Annotated in this window: 21 protein-coding genes and 1 pseudogene; 9 read left to right on the top strand and 13 right to left on the bottom strand. The window is 64.9% G+C overall.

The window, feature by feature from the left end; all coding sequences use genetic code 11:
- The first annotated feature begins 429 nt into the window (after nt 1-429).
- A complete protein-coding gene (locus CT676_RS39315; RefSeq protein ID WP_135216882.1) occupies nt 430-1,413 on the top strand; it encodes a hypothetical protein in 984 nt (327 codons plus the stop codon).
- A 114-nt stretch (nt 1,414-1,527) separates the two neighbouring features.
- Here the strand turns inward: CT676_RS39315 and CT676_RS39310 are convergent, their stop codons facing one another.
- The 3 genes from CT676_RS39310 to CT676_RS39300 all read right to left on the bottom strand — a co-directional run bounded on the left by CT676_RS39310 (nt 1,528) and on the right by CT676_RS39300 (nt 9,675).
- Entirely contained in the window at nt 1,528-2,232 is a 705-nt protein-coding gene (locus tag CT676_RS39310) for a hypothetical protein (RefSeq protein ID WP_135216881.1), read from the bottom strand.
- 164 nt (nt 2,233-2,396) lie between these two features.
- The gene (locus tag CT676_RS46175; RefSeq protein WP_275552144.1) at nt 2,397-5,909 is read right to left on the bottom strand and encodes an autotransporter domain-containing protein; all 3,513 of its coding nucleotides are present in this window, start codon (nt 5,907-5,909) and stop codon (nt 2,397-2,399) included.
- Between the two features lie 259 nt (nt 5,910-6,168).
- Complete coding sequence (locus CT676_RS39300; protein WP_135216880.1) at nt 6,169-9,675, bottom strand: autotransporter domain-containing protein; 3,507 nt, start codon at nt 9,673-9,675, stop codon at nt 6,169-6,171.
- A 663-nt stretch (nt 9,676-10,338) separates the two neighbouring features.
- Between CT676_RS39300 and CT676_RS39295 the strand changes: the two genes are divergently transcribed.
- A complete protein-coding gene (locus tag CT676_RS39295) occupies nt 10,339-10,797 on the top strand; it encodes a hypothetical protein (RefSeq protein ID WP_135216879.1) in 459 nt (152 codons plus the stop codon).
- A gap of 1 nt (nt 10,798) precedes the next feature.
- Here CT676_RS39295 and CT676_RS39290 read toward each other — a convergent pair whose 3' ends face one another.
- The 4 genes from CT676_RS39290 to CT676_RS39275 all read right to left on the bottom strand — a co-directional run bounded on the left by CT676_RS39290 (nt 10,799) and on the right by CT676_RS39275 (nt 14,288).
- Nucleotides 10,799-11,620 (bottom strand): tetratricopeptide repeat protein, encoded by an 822-nt coding sequence (locus CT676_RS39290; protein ID WP_167768311.1) that lies wholly within the window; start codon nt 11,618-11,620, stop codon nt 10,799-10,801.
- A 32-nt stretch (nt 11,621-11,652) separates the two neighbouring features.
- Nucleotides 11,653-12,336 carry a substrate-binding domain-containing protein gene (locus CT676_RS39285; RefSeq protein ID WP_135216877.1) on the bottom strand — a complete coding sequence of 228 codons (684 nt, stop codon included), beginning with the start codon at nt 12,334-12,336 and terminating at the stop codon, nt 11,653-11,655.
- A gap of 18 nt (nt 12,337-12,354) precedes the next feature.
- Nucleotides 12,355-13,056, bottom strand: coding sequence for a GrlR family regulatory protein (locus tag CT676_RS39280; protein WP_135216876.1), 702 nt, complete (start codon nt 13,054-13,056; stop codon nt 12,355-12,357).
- A 197-nt stretch (nt 13,057-13,253) separates the two neighbouring features.
- On the bottom strand, nt 13,254-14,288 hold the full coding sequence (locus tag CT676_RS39275) for a glutamine synthetase beta-grasp domain-containing protein (RefSeq protein WP_038943077.1): 1,035 nt from the start codon (nt 14,286-14,288) through the stop codon (nt 13,254-13,256).
- Between the two features lie 535 nt (nt 14,289-14,823).
- On the opposite strand from CT676_RS39275, the gene CT676_RS39265 reads away from it, so the two are divergent.
- Nucleotides 14,824-15,027 carry a DUF2735 domain-containing protein gene (locus CT676_RS39265; RefSeq protein ID WP_028147811.1) on the top strand — a complete coding sequence of 68 codons (204 nt, stop codon included), beginning with the start codon at nt 14,824-14,826 and terminating at the stop codon, nt 15,025-15,027.
- 111 nt (nt 15,028-15,138) lie between these two features.
- On the opposite strand, the gene CT676_RS39260 is transcribed toward CT676_RS39265, so the two are convergent.
- On the bottom strand, nt 15,139-15,465 hold the full coding sequence (locus tag CT676_RS39260) for an MliC family protein (protein ID WP_135216875.1): 327 nt from the start codon (nt 15,463-15,465) through the stop codon (nt 15,139-15,141).
- A gap of 68 nt (nt 15,466-15,533) precedes the next feature.
- On the opposite strand from CT676_RS39260, the gene CT676_RS39255 reads away from it, so the two are divergent.
- Together CT676_RS39255 and CT676_RS39250 are read left to right on the top strand one after the other, a co-directional pair.
- Nucleotides 15,534-16,277, top strand: coding sequence for a tyrosine-protein phosphatase (locus CT676_RS39255; RefSeq protein WP_135216874.1), 744 nt, complete (start codon nt 15,534-15,536; stop codon nt 16,275-16,277).
- A gap of 23 nt (nt 16,278-16,300) precedes the next feature.
- Nucleotides 16,301-16,981 (top strand): SDR family oxidoreductase, encoded by a 681-nt coding sequence (locus CT676_RS39250; RefSeq protein ID WP_135216873.1) that lies wholly within the window; start codon nt 16,301-16,303, stop codon nt 16,979-16,981.
- On the opposite strand, the gene CT676_RS39245 is transcribed toward CT676_RS39250, so the two are convergent.
- Nucleotides 16,978-17,250 carry a hypothetical protein gene (locus tag CT676_RS39245; RefSeq protein WP_244623448.1) on the bottom strand — a complete coding sequence of 91 codons (273 nt, stop codon included), beginning with the start codon at nt 17,248-17,250 and terminating at the stop codon, nt 16,978-16,980. The two genes, CT676_RS39250 and CT676_RS39245, sit on opposite strands and share 4 nt — an antisense overlap.
- Before the next feature lie 218 nt (nt 17,251-17,468).
- On the opposite strand from CT676_RS39245, the gene CT676_RS39240 reads away from it, so the two are divergent.
- The 3 genes from CT676_RS39240 to CT676_RS39230 all read left to right on the top strand — a co-directional run bounded on the left by CT676_RS39240 (nt 17,469) and on the right by CT676_RS39230 (nt 18,871).
- On the top strand, nt 17,469-18,155 hold the full coding sequence (locus tag CT676_RS39240; protein WP_135216872.1) for a DUF2161 family putative PD-(D/E)XK-type phosphodiesterase: 687 nt from the start codon (nt 17,469-17,471) through the stop codon (nt 18,153-18,155).
- 25 nt (nt 18,156-18,180) lie between these two features.
- Nucleotides 18,181-18,480, top strand: a complete 300-nt coding sequence (locus CT676_RS39235) for a putative quinol monooxygenase (protein ID WP_135216871.1) — start codon at nt 18,181-18,183, stop codon at nt 18,478-18,480.
- A gap of 85 nt (nt 18,481-18,565) precedes the next feature.
- Nucleotides 18,566-18,871 carry a hypothetical protein gene (locus CT676_RS39230; protein ID WP_135216870.1) on the top strand — a complete coding sequence of 102 codons (306 nt, stop codon included), beginning with the start codon at nt 18,566-18,568 and terminating at the stop codon, nt 18,869-18,871.
- 78 nt (nt 18,872-18,949) lie between these two features.
- On the opposite strand, the gene CT676_RS39225 is transcribed toward CT676_RS39230, so the two are convergent.
- Together CT676_RS39225 and CT676_RS39220 are read right to left on the bottom strand one after the other, a co-directional pair.
- Nucleotides 18,950-19,561 (bottom strand): GNAT family N-acetyltransferase, encoded by a 612-nt coding sequence (locus CT676_RS39225; protein ID WP_028147806.1) that lies wholly within the window; start codon nt 19,559-19,561, stop codon nt 18,950-18,952.
- 150 nt (nt 19,562-19,711) lie between these two features.
- Nucleotides 19,712-20,113, bottom strand: coding sequence for a PaaI family thioesterase (locus tag CT676_RS39220; protein WP_028157491.1), 402 nt, complete (start codon nt 20,111-20,113; stop codon nt 19,712-19,714).
- A 119-nt stretch (nt 20,114-20,232) separates the two neighbouring features.
- Between CT676_RS39220 and CT676_RS39215 the strand changes: the two genes are divergently transcribed.
- A complete protein-coding gene (locus tag CT676_RS39215) occupies nt 20,233-21,021 on the top strand; it encodes a cobalamin-binding protein (RefSeq protein WP_135216869.1) in 789 nt (262 codons plus the stop codon).
- Nucleotides 21,022-21,201: 180 nt separating this feature from the next.
- Here CT676_RS39215 and kynU read toward each other — a convergent pair.
- Together kynU and kynA are read right to left on the bottom strand one after the other, a co-directional pair.
- Nucleotides 21,202-22,405, bottom strand: a pseudogene (kynU, locus tag CT676_RS39210) (kynureninase).
- A gap of 7 nt (nt 22,406-22,412) precedes the next feature.
- Nucleotides 22,413-23,252, bottom strand: coding sequence for a tryptophan 2,3-dioxygenase (kynA, locus tag CT676_RS39205; protein ID WP_135216868.1), 840 nt, complete (start codon nt 23,250-23,252; stop codon nt 22,413-22,415).
- Nucleotides 23,253-23,264: the final 12 nt, after the last annotated feature.

The following is a 23,264-nucleotide window of genomic DNA, read 5'->3' as shown; positions in this document are numbered from 1 at the left end:
GCTTGGTCGGCTTCGGCTTCGTGGCCCACGGGGCGCCCAGGACGAGTTTGTTCTGGCTGCCATCGCTCAAAATCTGAGGCGCCTCGCGTCGTTCGTTGCACGACCACCACCCGCTCATGCTTTGTGTATTGCGTAGCGTAGGAGTTGCGTTGAGAGCGTGAGGGGCGGCGGATCAAAGCCGGTCGGCCTTACCGAATGGCCGAAAGACATCCGTCGGCTACAGCCGACTTTTGCAACAAAATCGGCCCACAGCGGACCTGCCGCTGCCACCCGTCAGGCGTCAGCCTGTGCCCCCTTGGTTGACCTTGCTCAGTGTGTTTCCCGCACCGGCAACTGCCCCCTTGAGCAAAACCAGCTGTGGCTCTTCCACCGGTTGTTGAAAATCGCGGGAGCAACCAGTTTACGGATTGTTAGTAGATTCTATCGTAAATGGTTCAAGAAGATAACAACAACCATACCGGGTTCAATTACCCGACCAAATCCATGAATGCATCTGCTTTCCTGATCGCGACGGCCTTTGGCGCAGCATTCCTTGCTGTGGAGTACAAGTGGTACTACCAGCCCGACATGTTCAATCCGGATGTCGTGCTCAGCATCTTCTCTAACGAGCACATGAAAGCTCGCGCAGCAGTTCGGCACGTGCTGATCGATCCGGACTCGGCCAAATTCAGCTCATTGCGTTCAGTCGAGGCCGACGCGGCGCGATATGTCTGCGGCGCCGTCAACGCCAGAGACAAATCCGGCCAATCCATCGATGCCGCTTTCGTCTACACTGTGGCCGTTGACTTTGCCCGCATCGACGACGACGGCCGGATCACGCAGCTGCGCTCGGGATCTCGGCCTTGCCCCACTGAAAATGACAAAGTCGCGCAGCAGAAGCCTGCTCTTTCGCCTGGCATGCTGTCCGTTGCGCAAACCGTTCAGAAGGTTGCTCCGCAGGCCGGCACCTCAACTGTGTCAGGTCTGACGACGCGTGCACCTGCGGCAGGCGCAACGGCGTCCGGCGGGACCATGGAGCAGCAGCTCCGCGAGCTGGGCGCACGGACTGTCCCGCCTCAATCGGCCAATGGAGCCCAGGCAAACTTGCCGGGAGAGCGTGGGACCGGCAAGGAGAGTGAGTGGCGAGCCGATCAGCCTCCCGTCGCATGGCCCAAATTCCCTCCGGATCACCCTTTGGCGAGGTCAACCCGGAAACGGAGCCCCTCCGAAGCACTCGCCTTGGCGACCGGCGTCGAGGAACGCTGGAACCAAGCCAAGTTGTCCGGAAACGTCGCGATGCGTCCCTCGTCGGAAGAAATCAAAGAGGCGTGTCGCGCCTTGCTTGGGATCGATCCCACAGACAGCGAATATCGAAAAGCCTGGGCAACTTTCGTGCACCTGCAAGACATCGACCGCGATGTTGCGATGAAGTGAAGTGGGAGTGGTAGAAGAACTGCCTCCCCGCCTCTGGCCCAAGGACGACATCCGTCCAGACCACTTCGATGTCACTTTTGGCGCAAGCCGGCGCGGCTACTATGAGTGCACGTCCTAGGCCCGCCGCATCAGCTTGAGCGAGGCTGCAAGGCGCAGGCTGCGCTTGCCGGCGAGCGCGATGCCTTCGAGCTCACCGCTATCCGCAGTGCAGGTTCCGGAGAAGCCGATCCCGACCTCATAGCCGCCAAACACGGGGTTTTCGCCCTTCGCCGGCGTGTGCTCCTGGTTCAGCATCTCGCCCTTCCAGCGGCCGTCCGCCGAGGAATAGGAGCCGAGATAGTAGAAGAACGCATCGCCGCCGAGGATGCGGCCGTCGATCAGGAGCATCACGCCCGATAATCCGGCATCGACACCGTCAAGCGCGCGCAGGCTCATCCCATAGAGTCCGTTGGCGATGCCGCCCGGACCGACCGCACCACTCGGAGGCAACCCCTCGTCGTCGAGCCGAGTGAGATTGGCCCAGAATTTTGCGCCCGGCATGGTGTCCGCGCCACCCTCGAGACGGATCTGGTTACCGTGCAGCCGCCCGCGCGCACCGATCGAGGCGATATCGGCTCCCATCAGCGGCTTGTGATTGGGATCCTCGTTGTGCCGTTCGGTGATCACCTCGGCGACGATCTCGCCGTCGCGCTCGTCATAGGTTCCAAGGTGCGCGAAGGCCGAATTGCCGCCCAGCATCTTACCGTCATGCAGGCACATGATGCTGCGGCCGAACGCATCGTTGACGCCGTATTCAACCTTGTAGAGTCCATCCAGCAACGTCTTGAGCCCGCAAAATCAGAAAAGAATCGCGGGCTACCTAGGCCGTGATCCCATAAATCAGCCGATCGGTCGGCTTGCCAGAGTCCGCTATACCCCCGATAGCTACCAAATTCCGCAGCACAGCGAAATGATGCGAAGGGCCAAAACCAGAAATCGTCAACTTACCAGGAATACCGCACCACGCCCTTGCCGGCGTAGCTGGTGGTGACGTCGGAGAACTCGCCTTCGAAGGTGGCGGCGGCGGACCAGCCGTTCAGCCATTTCTTCTCGACGGAGGCGGTGACGAGCGCGGAGTCGCTGGCTTGCGCGGCGCCGCCAACGACAAAGGATGCGCCCGGCAATGTCTGGAACGTCGCACCGATATTGCGGCCGGGGTTGAAATCATGCGCCCATGCCAGGCGCCCTCGCAGCGTGAAGATTCCGTCCGCCATCGCATATGATTTGTCGCTGCGAAGGCCGAGTTCGCTGCGCGTATCGGTGACACTCTTCGAAGCGTAGGCGAGCGCGAACGTGTTGACGCCGGTTACCGCCTGCTCGGCATAGGCCGGCAGATCGAAGGTGGTGAACTGTCCTGCTACGTAGGGCGTGATGCCGATGCCGCCCATCCACGGGCTGACAAAGCGATAGCCGCCTTCGACGCGACCCGAGAAGGCATTGGCGTTGAACTGCGCGCGCAACTGATCGATGCCGGCCACCGTCACGGTGCGGTTGGTGGTGATGTCCTGCCAGCCATAGGCCAGCGCGCCGGAGAGATACGCCGCACCGGCATTGTGCCGGATGAAGGCGCCGGCCTGGAACATATCGGATCGGCCAGAGCCGCCATTGACGGTGCTGAAGGTCGTACCTCCGCCCGCGAGCGCAAAGCCTGCCAGCGTATTCGGCGAGATACGGTAATCGGCGCCGACCGCGGTGCCTGCGATGCGGCTGGTCGTGTTGTTGGAGCCGAGCGTCGTGTTGCCGTCGGTGGTCTGCGCGCCGCCATAGCCTGCCGCCCACACGCTCCAGCGCTGCGCGAACGGATCGGCCATGACGACCGCCTTAGTGAACATCGCATGGGCGTCCCGCGCCGCACCGGAGCGTGGCATGTCCGGTGAGGCGTAGGCCGATGCGCCCGCCGATGATCCCGCTGAAACGCCATCGCCGCGACCGTCGATGAAGGGATCGGTCAGCAATCCCATGAACTGGTTCATCGCGTTGAAGGTCGTCTGCTGCGAGCCGGTCGCGGTCTCGCCCGAGATCTGGGTCAGTCCCGCCGGCGTCAGCCCGCCGAACGCCAGCGGAATACCGCCGTTGGAGTTGAAGAAATTGACGATCGGGTCGGCGATGTTCCGTTGGTTGTTGTTGAGACCCGTCCCGGGCGGCGGCACGAAACTGAGAACGAGATTGAGATACGCATTGTTGGCGTCATAGCTCAGGCTCGACGCGAATCCACCCGGCAAGTTGGTGTTGACGATCGAGCCGAACGTGCTGGTGCCGATACCGCCGGTGGCGTTGAGGATGGTGTATTGCTTTGCGACATAGGCCCCTGCTGCGAAAGATGCTTTGACGGTGGCGCCGCCGAACGTCGCCACGCCGGTGACGTTGGTGCGGTCGGCCGCCGAAGGCGACACCTCGACCATGTAGCTCGATGCGGCCGTCAACACGAGATTGCCCTGCACGGTCAACGTACCGATCGAATTGCCGGGCGCCAGCGTGCCGCCATTGATGGTCGTGTTGCCGACCGTGCCGTTGCCGCCGAGCGTGCCGCCGGCATTCACCGTCACCGCGCTGGCCGTGCTCGTGCCGTTGACCGAGAGCAGGCCGCCGTTGACCGTGGTCGCGCCTGTAAAGGTGTTGGTGCCCGTCACATTGGTCGCGCCACTATTCGCCGTCAGCGTCATGCCGCCGCCGAGGCTGTTCAGCGTGCCGCCGCTTGAGGTCACTGCGCCGGTCAACGCGCCGTTGGCCAACGTGCCGCCCGATAGCGAAACGATATTGATCGTTTGTCCCAGCAAACCGAGATCGAGCGTGCCACCGGTGTTGATTGTCGTCGCACTCGTAGCGCTGAATGTGTTCGCCGCAGCGCCCCTTAGCGTGCCGGCATTGATCGTCGTAGCTCCAGTATAAGTGTTGGCGCCAGAAAAGCTGAGCGTGCCGATGCCGCTCTTGGTAATGGCGCTCGATCCACCGGTGCCGCCGAGGCCGTCCGAGGCCGCGGAGCCGCCGGAACCGTTCTGATCGGCGATGGCGTCCGACACCGTGTAGCTGCCGCTGCCACCGAAGGTCAGCGTCGAGCCCTGCACAAAGAAGCCCGTGCCTAAGGCCGAGCCCGCACCGCCGCCGTTGGAGCCGGTGCCGCCGGCTACGCTGCCGCCCGAGGTCGAGCCGTTGCCGTTGATGGTGAGCGAGCCGCCCTTGACCACGAACACCGCCCCGCCCATGCCGCCGCCGCCGCCGTTCCCGCCACTGGCGCCGTCGCCGCCGCCAAAGCCACCCGCACCGCCGGCCCCGCCGCCTCCGCCCCCACCGCCAAACCCACCCGCGCCGCCGCCGCCGCCACCGCCGCCGCCAAAGCCGCCCGCACCGCCGCCACCGCCGCCGCCGCCACCGAAGCCGCCGGCGCCGCCAGGGCCGCTGAAACCACCGCCGCCGCCGCCGAAACCACCGCCGCCGCCGCCGTTCAAGCCGGTGCCGCCGCCGCCGCCGAAACCACCCGCCCCGCCGGTCGAGCCGGAACTGCTCGCGCCGCCGAAGCCGCCACCCCCGCCCGCATTTCCGATACCGCCGCCGCCGCCGCCATTCGCACCACCGGTGGTGCCACCACCAAATCCGGCGCCGCCGGCGCCGTTGAGGCCAGCAATCGACAGGAGGCCCGCGGTGCCGTTCGCGCCGCTTCCACCGGCGCCGCTATAGCCGCCGCCGCCGGCGCCAGCGGAACCGCCGAAAATGCCGCCGCCGGCGCCGGAGGAGCCGCTGCCGAAAATGCCGCCGGCGCCGCTGCCGCCGCTGCTGCCGCCGAGGCCGCCGCCGCCGCGAAACGTGTTGATTGTTGCGTTGCCGCCCTTCGCGTTGTTGTTGGCGAAGCTGACGTTGCTCAGCGTCACGTCGGCCGACTGGTTGACGAACAGTGCGCCGCCCGCCCCCATGCCGCCGCCGGCGCCGTTGCCGCCGCCCTGGGCGAGGCCCGCGGACAGGATGACGTTGCTGATCGCCACCTGAGGGCGGTCCGCGATGATCGAGCCCGCCACCCCCGCGCTGGTCTGCGTCGCGGTGTCGACGCCGACCATGAAGATGCGCTGCGAATTGTTGCCGCTGATGGTGAAGCCGTTGCCGTTGATGCTCACCGAGTTGAAGATCGGCGACAGCGGCCCTGACAGCGTGACATTGGTCTGCAGGTTGATGATGAAGCCGCCGGGGGGCGTGGAGGCATTGATCTGCGCGAGCGCGGCGCTGAGCGTGCCGGCGCCGCCAGTCGTGCCCGCCGAGGTGGTGCCGGTGTCGTTGGCGACCGTGACGTTGATCACCGTCTGGGCCTGCGCTCCAGTCGCGAGCGCGCCGAGCAAGACGCCGGCGAACAGCGCCGCACGCGTCATCGCCGGGCGCATGGTCGCCGCAACGCGGCTAATCGATCGCTTGCGCGCAACAACGGCCGCACCGGTTTCCAGCGCGCCTTCAGACGCTACAAAATGAGACAACCCAAATCTCCCCGCAGCCCAAATAGCGACCATTGAAATTCCATTGCGCCGTTGCGGCGCCGGTCGCGCATGGACCCGTTAAGCGGGGCTCTGCGGTATCAGGTTTAGCGGGGGAACATCGCGGAGTCCGACTAATATCGGTCATCCGACAAAGCGCGCCGCCCTATTTGGCCGACTGCGTGATTAATATCACAGGAGGAACGCGGATATCGACATCACCAGTTGGCTTTGGAGAGGCGTCGTTCGGGAAGTCGCCACCTCACCACGCATACCGCACGACGCCCTTGCCGGCGTAGCTCCTGGTGAGCTGAGAGAACTCGCCTTCGAAAGTGCCGGCGGCGGACCAGCCGTTCAGCCATTTCTTTTCGGCAGAAGCGGTGACGAGCGCGGAGTCGCTGGCTTGCGCGGCGCCGCCAACGACAAAGGATGCGCCCGGCAGCGTCTGGAACGTCGAGCCGATATTGCGGTCGGGATTGAAATCATGCGCCCATGCCAGGCGCCCTCGCAGCGTGAAGATTCCGTCCGCCATCGCATATGATTTGTCGCTGCGAAGGCCGAGCTCGCTGCGCGTATCAGTGACACTCTTCGAGGCGTAGGCGAGCGCAAAGGTATTGACGCCGGTTACCGCCTGCTCGGCATAGGCAGGCAGGTCGAAGCTGGTGAATTGTCCTGCGGCATAAGGCGTGATGCCCACCCCGCCCATCCATGGGCTGACAAAACGATAGCCGCCTTCGACGCGACCGGACCACGCATTGGCGTTGAACTGCGCCCGCAACTGGTCGATGCCGGCCACCGTCACGGTGCGGTTGGTGGTGATGTCCTGCCAGCCATAGGCCAGCGCGCCGGAGAGATACGCCGCACCCGCATTGTGCCGGATGAAGGCGCCGGCCTGGAACAGATCAGATCGGCCAGAACCGCCATTGACGACGCTGAAGTTCGTGCCACCGCCCGCCAGTGCAAAGCCTGCCAGCGTATTCGGCGAGATACGGTAATCGGCGCCGACCGCGGTGCCTGCGATGCGGCTGGTCGTGTTGTTGGTGCCGAGTGTCGTGTTGCCGTCCGTGGTCTGCGCGCCGCCATAGCCCGCCGCCCACACGCTCCAGCGCTGCGCGAACGGATCGGCCATGACGGCCGCCTTGGTGAACATCGCATAGGCGTCGCGCGCCGCACCGAAGCGCGGTCTGTCCGGCGAGGCGTAGGCCGACGCGCCCGCGGATGATCCCGCTGAAACGCCATCGCCGCGACCGTCGATGAAGGGATCGGTCAGCACCCCCATGAACTGGTTCATTGCGTTGAAGGTCGTCTGCTGCGAGCCGGTCGCGGTCTCGCCGGAGGTTTGCGACAGCGCGGCTGAAAGATTGCTGCCGGTGAGACCAAACAGCGCGACAAAGCCCGGCGGCAGCGCGCCGCCATTGTTGAAGAAGTTGTTGAGCGTGGATGTGACGGTCTGCCCATTGCCCGGCAGCGAGGTGCCGGCGCCGAGCGAGGCCGTGAGGTTCAGCAACACATCGGACAGCGTGTAGCTCAGGCCGACAGTGAAACCGGGCAGGCTGCTGCTCACGCCGCTGAAGGTGGTGCCGCCGAGGCCGCCGGCCGCCGACAGGATGGTGTAGCTCTTGCGGACATAGGTTCCGGGCAGGAAGCTCGTCTGCACGGTGCCGCCGGTCAGGCTCGCGATGCCCGTGACATTGGCGCGGTCGGCGGCCGATGGCGAGACCTCGACGCGGTAGATGCTGCCGGCGCCGAACGCCAGATCGCCGCCGACCGTCAGCGTGCCGATCGAATTGCCGGGCGCGAGCACGCCGCCGGCGTTGACGGTGGTATTGCCGACGGTGCCGTTGCCGCCGAGCGTGCCACCGGCATTGACCGTCACCGCCGAATTGGCGATGGAGCCGTTGACCGCCAGCGTGCCGCCATTGACCGTGGTCGGCCCGCTATAGGTGTTGGTCGCGGTCAGGATGGTGGTGCCGTTCTCCACCGTCACCGACCCCGCGCCAGAAATGACCGGGGCGAATGTGTAGTTCGAGGCGGTGTGGTTGAAGACGATGCTGCCGGTGCCTGCCCCGAACACGACCGAGGGCGTGGTCAGCGTGCCCGGCGCGGCCGCGGCCTGACCGGAGGCGGCGCCGATATTGAGCGTGCCGGTCGAGCCGAGGTTAAGGGCGATTTGCATGCCCGAAGCCGCCGAGACGGCGCCGCCATTGGCGATCGTCAGCGTGCCGGTGCCGGAATAGCCAACAAAGAGCGAGCCGGAATTGGTCCAGGACGAGCCGGCGCCATCAACCGTCACGGTGCCGGTGCCGGCAAAGAGCCCGAGATAGACGATGTTGGCGTTGCTCACCTTGCCGCCGTTCCGGATCGTCAGCTTGCCGATACCGGAACCGCCGACCCAGAGGTCGCCGGAATTGGTCCAGGACGAGCCGGCGCCATCAACCGTCACGGTGCCGGTCGAATAGTAGCCGAGGAAGCCGTAGTTGTTGCTCACCGTGCCGCCGTTCTGGATCGTCAGCGTGCCGGCGCCGGAATAGCCAACAAAGAGCGAGCCGGAATTGGTCCAGGCCGAGCCGACGCCATCAACCGTCGCTGCGCCGGTCGAGCCGGCATTGAAGCCGAGAACGCCGGTGACGTTGCTCACCTTGCCGCCGTTCCGGATCGCCAGCGTGCCGGTGCCGGACCCGCCGACCACGAGGCCGGAATTGGTCCAGGAGGAGCCGGCACCGTCAACCGTCACGGTTCCGGTCGAGCCGACATTGTTGCCGAGATAGCCGGTGTTGCTGCTCACCGTGCCGCCGTTCCGGATCGTCAGCGTGCCGGTGCCGGAATTGCCGACAGAAAGATCGCCGGAATTGGTCCAGGACGAGCCGACGCCATCGACCGTCACGGTGCCGGTCGAGCCGGTATTGATGCCGAGACCGCCGGTGACGTTGCTCACCTTGCCGCCGTTCCGGATCGTCAGCGTGCCGGCGCCGACATAGCCGACCTCGAGGTCGCTGGAATTGGTCCAGGACGAGCCGGCGCCATCCACCGTTACGGTACCGGTCGAACCGAAATTTTGGCCGAGAACGCCGGAGGCGCTGCTCACCGTGCCGCCGTTCCGGATCGTCAGCGTGCCGGTGCCGGAATTGCCGACAGCGAGGTTGGTGGAATTGGTCCAGGCCGAGCCAGCGCCATCGACCGTCACGGTACCGGTCGAGCCGACATTGGACCCGATCAAGCCGATGTTGGTGTTGCTTACCGTGCCGCCGTTCTGGATCGTCAGCGTGCCGGTGCCGTAATAGCCGACAGCGAACAAGTTGGAAGCGGTCCAGGCCGAGCCGGCGCCATCAATCGTCGCGGTGCCGGTCGAGCCGGCATTGAAGCCGACATAGCCGTTGAAGTCGCTCAAGTTGCCGCCGCTCTGGATTGTCAGCGTGCCGGTGCCGGAAATGCCGACAAAGACAGTGTTCGCTTGCGCGCCGGCCGCTCCGACCACTGTGGCATTGGGCGCGACCGTGTCGATATTCACGTCGACCGCGCTGGTTGCAACGCCGGCCGACCAGTTGCCGGCGGTGAACCAGTCGGTTGAGGTGGCGCCGGTCCAGTCGGTGGCGCGCGATGGCGTCGATGTCGCCAGGACCAGTCCGAGCGCCACCGTGGAGCTGGTGCCCAGCAGGCGACGGGACAACGCGGCCAAGGTCAGCGCCGCAAAGCGGCTAATCGATCGCTTGCGCCCAACAACGGCCGCGCCGGTTTCCAGCGCGCCTTCAGACGCTACAAAATAAGACAACCCAAATCTCCCCGCAGCCCAGATAGCGACGTTTGAAATTCCGTTGCGCCTTTGCGGCGCCCGTCGCGCATGGACCCGTTAAGCGGGGCTCTGCGGTATCAGGTTTAGCGGGGGAACATCGCGGAGTCCGACCAATATCGGTCATCCGACAAAGCGCGCGCCATATTTGGCCGATTGCGTCATTAATATCACAGGAGGAACGCGGACAGGATATGAACGTCACCAGTTGCCTAAGAGGCGAGGTCCGTTGCGGGTCATTCACGACCGGTTCGAACCAGTTAGCGGCGCCTCGCAGGGCCAATGCGGCTTGATGGTATCACCGCGGACATGATTCAAGCTCCGAAACTGGAGCCTCGAATCATGCACTACGAACTCAGACGCACCGAGGTCATCCGGCTTTTCAGCGCAGGGCCGGGAGCGGAGCCCACTCGCCGCATGATGCCATCATGCCCCTGTTTTGCCCGACGGGTCAATTGATTTTCGTAAAATACGAAATCAGTGATTTCGACGACTTGGCTACTGTGCATGGGGTTGTTTTTGACTTTTTTGTTTCGTGCGATCCCGGGCGGCCCTCCTCATGTTGTGGTTCAACGGCCCGTGCCGGAGCTGGTTCATCCTTGAGGCCCCTTCGAACCCGCCGGAGTGAGCGCACGACAAAGCGGCATGAACCAGACAGAGCCTTCAGCCGAAGCGCAGATCGCAGCGATCATTGCCGGCGCTGCAAAGCAGCCGCTGCTCGATGCGGCCTTCGAGCTGTGGTGCCGGCGCTACCGGCTCGACTCACTCGACGGACGCCCGACCGACGAAGAGGTCCGCGTCAATCGCACGCCTACGCCGGAGCAGTTCCGCGCGAAATACCGCTACGACCGCGACCACGCCCATGAAGGGCCGATGTTCGGTTATGTGAAACGTGCCCATCCGCGCGCCGATGACGCAGCAATCCGGCAGGCCATCATCACCGCCGTGAAGTTCGAAGATGCCACCTTCGAGCACTTCAACTGGAATGGCGATTTCTGGGAGTGCGTCGTGCGCGCCGTCGCGCGCGCGGCCGCTCAATATCCGGACTTTCTCGAGACGACTTATCGCGACGCCCGCAACAACGTCGCCTACTACTACAAGTGAGCTAGAAGCACAGCGTGGTGACGAGCTTGCCCTGCTTGTCCTTGATCGCATAGGGGCAGCGCAGCCGCTCCAGCGCCTTCTTGGCGTCCTCGTCGCCGAGCGCGGCAGCGCGCTCGTAATAGGCCTTGGCGGCGTCCTTGTCCTTGGCGCCGCCGCGGCCTTCCTGCGCGAAGGCGCCCATCCGCTCCAGCGCGCCGGGATGGTTTTGCGCCGCCGCCTTCTCGAACATCGCGCGCGCCGCGACGTCGTCCCGCTCGCCGCCGTTGCCGTTGGAGAGCATCAGGCCAAGCTGATACTGCGCCTCCGCGTTGGTCTCGGCCGCCCTGCCGAGCAGCGCGCGCGCCTGAGCGGGATCGGCCGGCGCAGCACCGCCGGCGCCGCCGAGCGCAGCAAGATTGCTGACACCGCGAGGATTGCCGGCCTGCGCCGCCTTCTCGAACAGCTTTCGCGCTTGTGCTTCGTCTTTCGCGACACCGGAGCCGGTGCCGTAGGCGACGCCGAGCTCGACCATCGCCGCGCTCGATCCCTTGTCGGCCGCCTTGCGCCAGGCGGCGATCGCCTCCGCCGTCTGCCGGTTGGCGGCATAGGCGCGGCCAAGCGCGAACATCGCGCGCCGCGACGACGGTGCGGCCTGCTTGCAGAATTTGACGGCGGTCGCAATGTCGGATGCAGCAAGCTCCGTCACGCCCTTCACATCGGCCGGCTTGTCGGGATCGCTGGGATCGGCGGCCACCCGGTCGCACAGGACGAGATCGGCCGATTGCGCGTGCGCCGATAACGGCGCTGCAAGCGTGAGGAGGATGGCAAGGAGATAAGTCCGCATGGGCGCCACGTTGCGTCTCTGCTCCGGCAAATTCAAGGCTCGAGTCCCGATTGGCGCAGCACCGGGACGACCTCCGGCGATGCCAGATAGCGCAGCAGCCGATCGGCCGCTTCGGCATGTCTGGCGTTGGTCATGCGGCCGGCGGAAAACACGGCCGGTGTCTGCAAATCGTGCGGGATCGGGCCGACGACCTCGATGCCCTCGACCTGCTTCAGCTCGCTGATCTGCTGCACGGCGAGGTCAGCCTCGCCGCTGACGAGCCGCTCCGCCGTAAAGCCCTGCTCGACGATGCTGGCCTTGGCGTTGATCTCGGCCGCGATACCCCATCGCTGGATCAGCTGGGCGAGATAGACGCCGCTCGCGCCCAGCCGCGAATAGGCGACGGACCGCGCCGCAAGCAGCGTTTTGCGGAGCGCGGCTTCGCCGCCGATATCGGGATGCGCCTGCCCTGCCCGCACGGCGATGCCGACGAAGGAGCGCGCCAGATCGGCCGCGCTACCTGCGGCCACGCGGCCCTCGCCGATCATCTCGTCGAGCCCCTCACGGGTGAGGATCACGAGATCGGCGGCCTCGCCGTCGCGCAGACGTTTCAGCAGTGCCAGGGTTGGCGCGAAGTCGGCATCGACATGGATGCCTTGAGCAGCCTCGAAGGCGGAGGACAGGCTGCGCATCGCGCCCATCAGGCCGAGCGTCGAGAGCATGCGTATTTTTTCCATGGGCTATTCCTGTCGCGATCAGGCGCGATGCATCAGCTTGAGCGCGGCGGTCAGGCGCAGGCTGCGCTTGCCGGCCAGCGCCGTTGCCTCCAGCACCGCCTGCTCCGCGTCATAGGTGCCGGAGAAACCGATGCCGACCTCGTGGCCGCCGAAGATCGGATCGTCCTTGGCCGGCGTGTGCTCCTGGTTGAGGATCTGCCCCTTCCAGCGGCCATTCGCAGCAGTGTAGCTGCCGAGATAGTAGAACGAGGCATCGCCGCCGAGGATGCGGCCCTGGTTGAGCAGCATCACGCCGGTCAGGCCGCCATCGACGCCGTCGAGCATGCGAAGGTGGATCGAATAGAGCCCGTCGGCGATGCCGGCCTCCCCGACGCCGCCCGCGATCGGCACCTCGTCTTCGGTGATCGGCGTCATCACCGACTGGAAGGGCACGCCGGGCAGCTCTTTCAGCTCGCCCTTGAAGCGATAGAGATCGCTGTCCGCCCAGCCCTTCGCAAGCAAGGTCGCATCGTCGGTGCCGGCCATGGCGCGGTAGTTCGGGTCCGGGTTGTGGCGGACCGTCTTGATGACGATGTCGACGCCGGCTTCGGTCCTCTGATAGGTGCCGATATGAGCGAAGGCCGAATTGCCGCCGAGCATCTTGCCATTGCCGACATGCATCACGCTCCGGCCGACCGCGTCGCCGAGCTGAAATCGCACCTTGTAGAAGCCTTCAAACACCAGCCGTGTCCCCGGCCCCGCGCATCCCGGGGCATTCTATCCCGGTTTCGCCGGCGATGGACAGACTTCAAGCCGGCATGGCCGGCAGACCCACAACGACGGCTGTTATCGGAATGCAAAAATCCGCCGGAGCCTTTTCGGCTCCGGCGGATTGAAGACCAACCCGGGCCAGCCCCCCGGCCCGGGCCGGGAGGATCTTAGGCCGCGGCCTTCTTGTCGGCCGGCACGGACGCGATCGTCTTCAGGATCTGCGAAGCGATCTGGTATGGGTCGCCCTGCGAGTTCGGACGGCGGTCTTCCAGATAGCCCTTGTAGCCGTTGTTGACGAAGGAGTGCGGAACGCGGATCGAGGCGCCGCGATCGGCAACGCCGTAGCTGAACTTGTTCCACGGCGCGGTCTCGTGCTTGCCGGTCAGACGCTTGTCGTTGTCCGGGCCGTAGACGGCGATGTGGTCCATCAGGTTCTTGTCGAAGGCCGCCATCAGCGCCTCGAAGTACTCCTTGCCGCCGACCGTACGCATGTACTCGGTGGAGAAGTTGGCGTGCATGCCGGAGCCGTTCCAGTCGGTGTCGCCGAGCGGCTTGCAGTGGAACTCGATGTCGATGCCGTACTTCTCGGTCAGGCGCAGCATCAGGTAGCGAGCCATCCACATTTCGTCAGCGGCCTTCTTGGAGCCCTTGCCGAAGATCTGGAATTCCCACTGGCCCTTCGCGACTTCCGCGTTGATGCCTTCATGGTTGATGCCGGCAGCCAGGCAGAGGTCGAGATGCTCTTCGACGATCTTGCGGGCGACGTCGCCGACGTTCGAGAAGCCGACGCCGGTGTAGTACGGGCCCTGCGGCGCCGGATAGCCGGAGGCCGGGAAGCCGAGCGGACGGCCGTCCTTGTAGAAGAAGTATTCCTGCTCGAAGCCGAACCATGCGCCGGCGTCATCGAGGATGGTGGCGCGCTTGTTGGACGCGTGCGGGGTCTTGCCATCGGGCATCATGACTTCGCACATCACGAGCACGCCGTTGGTGCGCGCGGCGTCCGGGAACACGGCGACCGGCTTCAGCACGCAATCGGAGCTGTGGCCTTCGGCCTGCTGCGTGGAGGAGCCATCGAAGCCCCAGAGCGGAAGCTGCTCGAGCGTCGGGAACGACGCGAATTCCTTGATCTGTGTTTTGCCGCGCAAGTTCGGAGTCGGCGTATATCCGTCGAGCCAAATGTACTCGAGCTTATACTTGGTCATTGAGCCTCTCTGTAGATGATGCGAAAGGTGGGGTTGAGAGCCCCCGCACGTTTGTACCCGGCCATCATCGGCCGACCCTCTACAAGCATTTTGCGTGCCAAAAGGCCGCAGCGCGGGAGGTTTTCCACCGCTGCCGGGATCGACCCGCCGACGGCAAACCGCCCCCGGCGGCCTGCGTCATAGCCGCGCACCTTCGCGTGAAGCTGCACCGCAAAAATCCCGCGGAAAACGCCTGATTCTGGAGCAGACGCACCGTTGCCGGAGGTTGCCGATGAAACGCGCATCAACGTCCGGCAACTTTCGCAAAGTCCTGCGCCCTGCCTAGCAACCTTTGGAATGGCCCAGGCGTTAGCCACCGACACGGTGCCTTAGGGGATGCAGAGGGTCACATGCCTACAGATTGGGCAGCAACTGATTTCCTTTTCAGCACTTTCCAATTCGGGATGCGCGGCCGATATGGGGAATCCAGTAACCACAATCGAACGAGTCGGGCGCACCATGGAGGCCAAGGCGCTTCGACCCAGGAGCAATCGCAATGATGAATAATGGTCTGAATCACGGATCTGCAACGATCTACCAATTCCCTGTCGGGGGCCGCGCGGCTCTCGCCGGACGCCGCTATGGCGACACCCGTCTTCCCGCCGATCATGCTTCGCTTCCCGCGAACGTCTCGATCTGCAGCGACAGCTGGTACCACCAGGATGCGGTCGACGAAGCAAAGCCCAAATGGGAACGCTAATGTTTGTGTTTGGTATGATACCGCCGCGCTCGCGCAAGCGTCCGACGGAAGTTTGAAAAAGGGTCGAAACAACGAGGTTTCGGCCCTTTTTGATTCCTGCTGGACTCCCGGCTAGAGCGCGGGCTTTTCGATCACCGTGCAGGAAGTGACCGGCCGCTTCAGATGCTGGACCGTGGTCGCTCCGGTCTTGCCGATCCTCAGTGTGATCCCTGCCCCCGAATAGCGGGTGCCAGAAAGCGCCAGCCGCTTCTTCAGCGTGACAGGTTCGCCGTCGATCTGGAGGAAGGCGCGTTTGTCATCGTCATAAAATCCCACGATGAACTGCGTACCATCGGCGCAGCGATAGGTCCGGAACGTCTGCGCGTCCGCCTGTCCCGCACTGATAATTCCGCCCGACAGCATGGTGATCGCCAAAACAATGGCCTTGTGCCGGCCCATGATTGCCCCCTGAATGCACTCAAGGACGCCGTAGTGCGTCCAATGGAAACATAACCCAAGCTGATCTCATGCCAGATTCCCCTGCCCGCCACCTCGCCCTGCAAGGCGCCAGCAATTTTCGCGACCTCGGCGGCTATCCGACTTCGGATGGTCGCACCACGCGCTGGCGCCACATCTTCCGCTCCAACCATCTCGGCCAGCTCACGGCAGCCGACGTCGAGATCGTCCGCGCGCTGGGCGTGCGCAGCGCCTTCGATTTTCGCGGCGTCGAGGAGCGCGCGGCCGGCGTCTGCGTCGTGAACGAGATCACGGTGCATTCGCTGCCGATCGAGCCGTCGGTCGTGGCCGCGCTGCGCGCCGAGCTTGCCGAGGGCACGCTCACCGCGCCGGTTGCGCTCGAGCTCATGCGGGAGTCCTACCGCAACTATGTGCGCCACAACACGCACAGTTTTCGCGCGCTGTTCGGCCATCTCCTGGAAGACCGCGCGCCGCTGGTGATCCACTGCACCGCCGGCAAGGACCGCACCGGCTTTGCAAGCGCGCTGATCCTGCATGCGCTCGGCGTGGCCGACGAGGTCATTGCCGAGGACTACCTGTTGACCAACCGGCACTACAGGCGCGACGCATCGAACGCTTCCGATCTTCCCGCCGACGTCCTCGATGCAATCGGCAGCGTCGAGGCCTCATACCTTGCTGCTGCTTTCGAGGCGGTCGGCAACGAATATGGCGATCTCGAAACCTACTTGCGCGACGGCCTCAAGCTCGGCACACCGGAGCAAACGGCGCTGAAGGCGCGCTATCTGCAATCGTAAGCGGCCGTGCCGGGAGAACGACGATGCAAGGCAAGGTTCTGATCGTGACGGGCGCGCTCGGCGCACTTGGCAAGGTTGTCGCCGAGACGGCGGTGGCGCGCGGCGCGCGTGTGGCCGGCATCGATCACGCGCCCTCGCAGATGTCGGCAACGCCCGAACGCATCGAGATCGGCGGCGTCGATCTGTCCGACCCAGCGCAAGCGAAGACGGCGGTCGAGGCGGCGGCAAAGCATTTCGGCAGGCTGGATGCGCTGATCAACATCGCCGGCGGCTTCGCGTTCGAGACCGTGGGCGACGGCGACATCAAGACGTGGCAGCGCATGCATGCGCTCAACGTGCTGACGGCCCTTAACACCTCGCGCGCAGCGCTGCCGCATCTCGCCGCGTCCGGGGCCGGCCGCATCGTCAATATCGGCGCCATGGGCGCGCTTCAGGCAGGTTCCGGCATGGGCCCCTATGCGGCGTCGAAAGCCGGCGTGCATCGCCTCACCGAGGCGCTTGCCAACGAGTGGAAGGGCAAGGTGACCGTGAACGCGGTGCTGCCGTCGATCATCGACACCAAGGCCAACCGCGCCGACATGCCGAAAGCGGATTTCTCCAAATGGGTGACACCGCAGGAACTCGCCGAGGTGATCCTCTTCCTCGCCAGCGATGCCGCGAGCGGCGTCACCGGCGCGCTGATCCCGGTAAGCGGCCGGGTTTAGTCCGGCACCAACAACCGCAGATTGCCCTTGAAGCGGATGCTCTGCTTGCCGGCGAGCGCGATGCCTTCGCCATAGGCGGTCTCGCCGGCGTAGGTGCCGCTGAAGCCGATGGTCACGACCTTGCGGCCCCACACCGGGCGCTCGTCGAACGAGGGCGAGTGTTCCTCGTTGGTCAGCTCGCCCTTCCACTTGCCGTCGGCCGAGGTGTAGCTGCCATAGGCGAAGAAGAATGAATCGCCGCCTCGCATGGTGCCGTCGCGCAGGACCATGACGCCCTGATTGCCGCCCTAGACGGCATCCAGCATCTCGATGCGAATGTGATAGAGGCCATTCCTGATCGTCATATTCGTAAAGCGCCCGACTGTCCCGGTCGCAGGATAACCGCACCGTCGGTTCCCGATCAAATGGCGCAGAGCCACAACTGCGTTCCGGGCTAGACTGGCCGCGACTGATTCTCGGATCGGAACGCAAGACCCGGACGCTTTCCTTGGAAACCGCGCTTTATCTACCCGTCAAACGCTTCCTCGAAGAGCTCGGCTTCACGGTCAAGGGCGAGATCGGCGGCTGCGACCTCGTCGGTCTCAGCGCCGGTGATCCGCCTGTGGTGGTGATCGGCGAGCTCAAGCTCGCCTTCAATCTCGAGCTGATCCTCCAGGCGGTCGATCGTGCATCGGCAGCCGACGAGGTCTGGATCGCCGCAAAAATGTCGATCCGCGGCAAGGGGCGCGAGAGCGATGCGCGTTATCGCAATCTCTGCCGCCGCCTCGGCTTCGGTATGCTTGGGGTGACTGACCGCGGCCAGGTCGAGGTGCTGGTGAAGCCGCCGACGGCAGCGCCGCGCCGCGAGCCGAAGGTCCGTTCGCGCTTGGTCGCCGAACATCAGCGCCGCCAGGGCGATCCCGTGCTCGGTGGCAGCACCCGCGCGCCGATCATGACGGCCTATCGCCAGCAGGCGCTGGCCTGCGCCTCGGCGCTCGCGGGAGGTCCGCGGCGCGTGAGCGAACTGCGCGAACGCTGTCCCGATGCCGGCAAGATCTTGCTTAGCAATGTGTATGGCTGGTTCGAACGCGTTGAGCGGGGAATCTACGGGCTGACCGAGGCCGGACACGCGGCGCTGACACGCTGGCCGCAGGCACCGATGAAAGAGACGCCCCGCGAGGCATCGCCGCCCTAGCGGAAATCACGTCGGGAGACATCGCATGATCGTTGTGACTGGCAGCGTAACGGTCCGCACCGAAACGTTCGACGAGGCGCGCCGCCTGAGCCTCGAGCATGTTCATCGGTCGCGACAGGAACCCGGCTGCATCTCACATGCAGTGCATGTCGACTGCGAGAACCCGCTCAGGCTGGTGTTCTTCGAGCAATGGGCCGACCGCACCGCGCTCGCCGCCCACTTTGCGGTACCTGCATCCGGCGAGTTCGTGCGCACCTTGCGCTCGCTGGCCACGGGGCCGACCACGCTCGACCTCTATGAGGCCGACAGGCTCGAAAAGCTGTGAGCGCATAGCTGTGATGCCACACCAAATTCATATTGCAATGCAACATCTCCGGCACTAGGTATCCCGGCATCAAACCGAGGCCGTTATGAGCGCAGACTGGAACACCAAATATGGCACGCGGCGCGTGCGCCACGATCCGCCGACCCTGGACGAGGCGATCTTCGCCGCCGTCGGCATCACCGACGATCACGAGCAGCAGGCGGAGATCGCGGCAGCGCTGATGGGGATGCCGCTCGAAATCGTGCAGGCCGAGGTGAAGAAGCAGGCCCGCACCAACGGCCGCATCACCGCCACGCGCGTGATCGCAGGCGAACAGGGTGCGCAGCGCTCGGTGGTGGTCGAACGCCGTGTCGTCCGCCGCTTCGGCAACGACAAGCGCACCGGTACCTGAGCGCTCAATTCCCCATCTCAAATACGAAAGCGGACCGGTTTTGCCGGTCCGCTTTTTGATTCCAGTCCGCTTTTAGATTTAGGCGGCGCGATTGCCGTACATGCTGGAGATGATCTTCCAGCAGGTCGAGTTGAAGCTGAGAAGAGCGCGGCCGGCCGTGAAGGGCGAGGCCGCGAGTTCAGCGAGCTCGGCCTCGGGCGTCTTGGCGAGATCGATCGTGCCGGTCGATTCGCCATGACGGAATTGCAGATTCGCCCCGAACTTCCTGGCGAGCGCCCGCATGGCGTGATTCTCGGCGCCGGTCGTGATGCGCAGGCGCTTGTAGCCTTTCCAGCGCGCTTCCGCGATCAGCCGGCTGAACAAGATGGTGCCGACATTCTGGCGCCGTGCCGAGGCTTCCACGCTGAAGGCGACCTCCGGCAACGAATCGTCCTCCGGCGGATGCAGCTCGGCCGCACCGCGGACCACGCCGTCGACGATGTAGGCGACAATCACGGTGCCGTCCTCGGCGCAGCGGGCGGCGTAACGCTCGATGAAGCTGTCGTCGAGAAAGCCGTTGAAACGGTCGTGCCGGCTTGCGGAATCAAGCCTCAGGAGGTGATCGCGCAGAAGCGGCAATTCTTCCTGCTGGCTCAAGGTCCGCACATAGCCCGGAACGGGCGTCGTGCGGGTCGTGTCTTCAAGTACCACGTCAAAACTCCTCTTGGTGTCCCTCGAGGAGGCGTTCGAATCCCTAGGCCCCCAATATTGTGCGTCGCAGCATATTTTTCAAGACGGGAACCTGCCCAAGTTTCAGGCATCGAAAGCGACCAATTCGTTAATAAAATCAAGCCCCCGTAGTCATACGAGGACCAGCTGGGTCTGGGTCACCACGGCAACCAGCTTGCCGTCCTCGGTCTCCAGCCGGGTGCTCCAGACCTGGGTCCGCCGTCCCCGATGGACCGGTGTAGCCGTGGCGATAACCGTGGTTCCCTCCTTCGCCCCACCGATGAAGTTGGTCTTGCTCTCGAGCGTCGTGGTGCCCTTGGCATCCTCCGGCAGATTGATCACGGTCGCGGCGGCACCGACGGAATCGGCGAGCGCCATCACCGCGCCGCCGTGGATGGTGTGGTGGAGTGTGCAGAGGTCGGGCCTGACCGTCATCCGCGCCACCACGCGGTCTTTCTCGGCCTCGACGAATTCGACGCCCTTGAGCTCGGCAAACGGCATCTTCATCGCTTTAAGTTTCTCGAGCGGCGTCATCGGATCTCCTCCCAATTCATTGTTGTTTCAGCGTGAATTGCTTCGGGCGGCAAAGCAATGACGTCCGAGGTAATGGCCCTGCTGACATCGGCGACGGCATTTGCGCATATGCTCTTCCCATGCGCCACTTCCCGCCCCGCCGCATCGTCTGCCTGACCGAAGAGACGGTCGAAACGCTGTACCTGCTCGGCGAGCAGGACCGCATCGTCGGTGTCTCCGGCTACGCCGTCCGCCCGCCCCAGGTGCGGCGGGAGAAGCCGCGGGTGTCGGCCTTCGTCTCCGCAGACATCCCGAAGATCCTGGCGCTGGAACCGGAGCTGGTGCTGGCCTTCTCCGACCTCCAGGCCGGCATCGTCGCCGATCTCGTGCGCGCGAGCGTCGACGTCCATGTTTTCAACCAGCGCGACATCGCCGGGATTTTGGCGATGATCCGGGCACTTGGTGCGCTGGTCGGCGCCGCTGAACGCGCCGAAGGCCTTGCCCGTGATCTCGAACGGCGCCTCGCAGAGATGGCGGCAACACCTCGCCCCTCGGCGCGGCCAAAGGTCTATTTCGAGGAATGGGACGATCCGTTGATCTCCGGCATCGGCTGGGTGTCCGAGTTGATCGAGATCGCCGGCGGTCAGGATGTGTTTAAGGAATTGCGACATCGGCAGGCGGCAAAGGATCGCATCGTCTCGGCGGAGGCGGTGCGCGAGGCAGCGCCCGACGTGATCCTTGCCTCCTGGTGCGGCAAGAAGGTCGTCCCTGCCCGCATCCGCGCGCGCGATTGCTGGAACGAGATCCCCGCCGTGCGCGACGACCGCATCGTCGAGATCAAGTCGCCGATCATCTTGCAGCCGGGGCCGGCGGCGCTGACGGATGGGCTCGATGCGATCGTGACGGCCTTGTGGGGTAGACTCAAATAGCTTGATCGCGGCTCTCGTGTCCCGGACGCGCTGCAACGCGCCAGCGTTGCTGCGCAGAGCTGGGACCCGTCTCGATACGGAGTTCAGTGCAGCGTGGGCCCCGGCTCTGCAGCGCACCGCACTGGACGATGCTTCGCATTGCCGGGGGCGCTGCGCCGCGTCCGGGGCACGAGACCTTCTTCAGGTCACCGCGTTCACGACCTGATATTCCGGCCGACGCCAGACCTCGCCTGCAATCACCTCCTCGATGATCTCGGCTGCTCGCATGATCTCGCTCTCCCCAATGTAGAGCGGTGTAATCCCGAACCTCATGATGTCAGGCGCGCGGAAATCGCCGATGAGGCCACGGGCGATCAGGGGCCTGCATGGCGGCGTAGCCGCCGTCGAACGCGAAGGAGACTTGTGAGCCGCGGTGCTCGTGCGCGCGCGGGGTGACGAGCTTGAGCTCGGGGCAGCGGCGTTCGACCTCGGCGATCAGGAGATCGCCAAGGGCGAGCGAACGCGCACGGACCTCACGAAGGTCGACCCTGTCCCAGATGTCGAGCGAGGCCTCCAGCGCCGCCATTGCGAGCACCGGCGGAGTGCCGACGCGCATGCGCTCGACGCCGCCGGCCGCCGCGTAGCCAAGCTCGAACGCAAACGGCTTGGCGTGGCCCATCCACCCCGACAGCGCGGCGCGCACGCCGTCGGCGTGGCGCGGCGCGACGTAGAGGAAGGCCGGCGCGCCGGGGCCGGCGTTGATATATTTGTAGGTGCAGCCGGCGGCGAAATCGGCACCGCAGCCAGCGAGATCGACCGGCAGCGCGCCGGCCGAATGCGCGAGGTCCCAGACCGTGACGATGCCGAGCGCATGCGCCTTCGCGGTGAGCGTCGCCATGTCGTGGCGCCGTCCGGTGCGATAGTCGACCTCGGTGATGTAGAGGACCGCAATCTCCTCCGACAACGTGGCCTCGATCTCCTCCGGCGCCACCAGGCGCAATTGATGGCCGCGGCCGAGCGTCGCGATCAGGCCCTCGGCCATGTAGAGATCGGTCGGAAAGTTTCCGGTGTCCGATAGCACCACCTTGCGCGAGGCGTTCATGTCGAGCGCGGCGGCGAGTGCTTGGTAGACCTTGAGCGACAGCGTGTCTCCGACCATCACGGAGCCGGCTTCCGCACCGACCAATCGCGCGATGCGGTCGCCGACATGGCGCGGCTGGGCATACCAGCCCGCACTGTTCCAGGCGCGGATCAGCTCGTTGCCCCACTCGGCCGTGATGACGTTGCCGACGCGCTCGGCAACGCCCAGCGGCAGCGCGCCGAGCGAATTGCCGTCGAGATAGATCACGCCCTCAGGCAAATGGAACAAGGCCCTGGTGTCGTCATAGACGCGAAGCTTGGTCATGGGATCTCTACAGAATCGTGCGGACGCGCCAGAGCTCGGGGAACAGCTCGACCTCCAGCATGCGCTTGAGATAGCTGACGCCGCCGGTGCCGCCGGTGCCGCGCTTGAAGCCGATGACGCGCTCGACCGTCGTGACATGGTTGAAGCGCCAGCGCCGGAAGTAGTCCTCGAAGTCGACCAGCTTCTCGGCAAGCTCGTAGAGCATCCAATGCGTCTCCGGCGCTTCGTAGACGATCCGCCAGGCCTGGAGCACGCCCTCGTTGAAGCTGTGGGTTTCGCGAACGTCGCGCGCCAGCACGGACGCGGGCATCTTGAGCCCGTTGCGGTCGGCGAGCCGCAGCACCTCGTCGTACAGGCTCGGCGTGGCAAGCTCGCCTTCGAGCACCCTGGTCGTTTCCACGTCGTGCGCGTGCGGCTTGAGCATGGCGTGGTTGCGGTTGCCGACCAGAAATTCGATCAGCCGGTACTGGCGCGACTGGAAGCCCGAGGACTGGCCAAGCTGCGAGCGGAAACGCGTATACTCGCTGGGAGTCATGGTGCGCAGCACGTCCCAGGCGCCGTTGAGCTGCTCGAAGATGCGCGACATCCGCGCCAGCATCTTCATCGCGGGCTGCACTTCGTCCCTGGCGATGGCGCGGCGCGCAGCGCTGAGCTCGTGGATGGCAAGCCGCATCCACAGCTCCGTGGTCTGATGCTGGATGATGAACAGCATCTCGTCATGGGCCTCCGAGAGCGGATGCTGCGCGCCGAGGATCGCGTCCAGCGCCAGATAGTCGCCGTAGGACATACGCCGGGCGAAATCGGTCTCGGCGCCTTCGCTCGTGGGATCGTAATCGCTGGACGTCATGGCAGGCCCTTT

It is taken from the genome of Bradyrhizobium sp. MOS001 (assembly GCF_004634465.1).
Lineage (GTDB): Bacteria > Pseudomonadota > Alphaproteobacteria > Rhizobiales > Xanthobacteraceae > Bradyrhizobium > Bradyrhizobium barranii.
The sequence above is the reverse complement of the archived record's forward strand: the minus strand, read 5'-3'. Positions and strand labels throughout refer to the sequence as shown.

Coding starts and splice junctions, on each gene's coding strand:
- CT676_RS39250 (WP_135216873.1), top strand. CDS start 16,301: ATGCAAGGCAAGGTTCTGATCGTGACGGGCGCGCTCGGCGCACTTGGC.
- CT676_RS39290 (WP_167768311.1), bottom strand. CDS start 11,620: ATGCGGACTTATCTCCTTGCCATCCTCCTCACGCTTGCAGCGCCGTTA.
- CT676_RS39260 (WP_135216875.1), bottom strand. CDS start 15,465: ATGGGCCGGCACAAGGCCATTGTTTTGGCGATCACCATGCTGTCGGGC.
- CT676_RS39295 (WP_135216879.1), top strand. CDS start 10,339: ATGAACCAGACAGAGCCTTCAGCCGAAGCGCAGATCGCAGCGATCATT.
- CT676_RS39265 (WP_028147811.1), top strand. CDS start 14,824: ATGATGAATAATGGTCTGAATCACGGATCTGCAACGATCTACCAATTC.
- CT676_RS39230 (WP_135216870.1), top strand. CDS start 18,566: ATGAGCGCAGACTGGAACACCAAATATGGCACGCGGCGCGTGCGCCAC.
- CT676_RS39235 (WP_135216871.1), top strand. CDS start 18,181: ATGATCGTTGTGACTGGCAGCGTAACGGTCCGCACCGAAACGTTCGAC.
- CT676_RS39275 (WP_038943077.1), bottom strand. CDS start 14,288: ATGACCAAGTATAAGCTCGAGTACATTTGGCTCGACGGATATACGCCG.
- kynA (WP_135216868.1), bottom strand. CDS start 23,252: ATGACGTCCAGCGATTACGATCCCACGAGCGAAGGCGCCGAGACCGAT.
- CT676_RS39285 (WP_135216877.1), bottom strand. CDS start 12,336: ATGGAAAAAATACGCATGCTCTCGACGCTCGGCCTGATGGGCGCGATG.
- CT676_RS39315 (WP_135216882.1), top strand. CDS start 430: ATGGTTCAAGAAGATAACAACAACCATACCGGGTTCAATTACCCGACC.
- CT676_RS39255 (WP_135216874.1), top strand. CDS start 15,534: ATGCCAGATTCCCCTGCCCGCCACCTCGCCCTGCAAGGCGCCAGCAAT.
- CT676_RS39245 (WP_244623448.1), bottom strand. CDS start 17,250: ATGGTCCTGCGCGACGGCACCATGCGAGGCGGCGATTCATTCTTCTTC.
- CT676_RS39215 (WP_135216869.1), top strand. CDS start 20,233: ATGCGCCACTTCCCGCCCCGCCGCATCGTCTGCCTGACCGAAGAGACG.
- CT676_RS39220 (WP_028157491.1), bottom strand. CDS start 20,113: ATGACGCCGCTCGAGAAACTTAAAGCGATGAAGATGCCGTTTGCCGAG.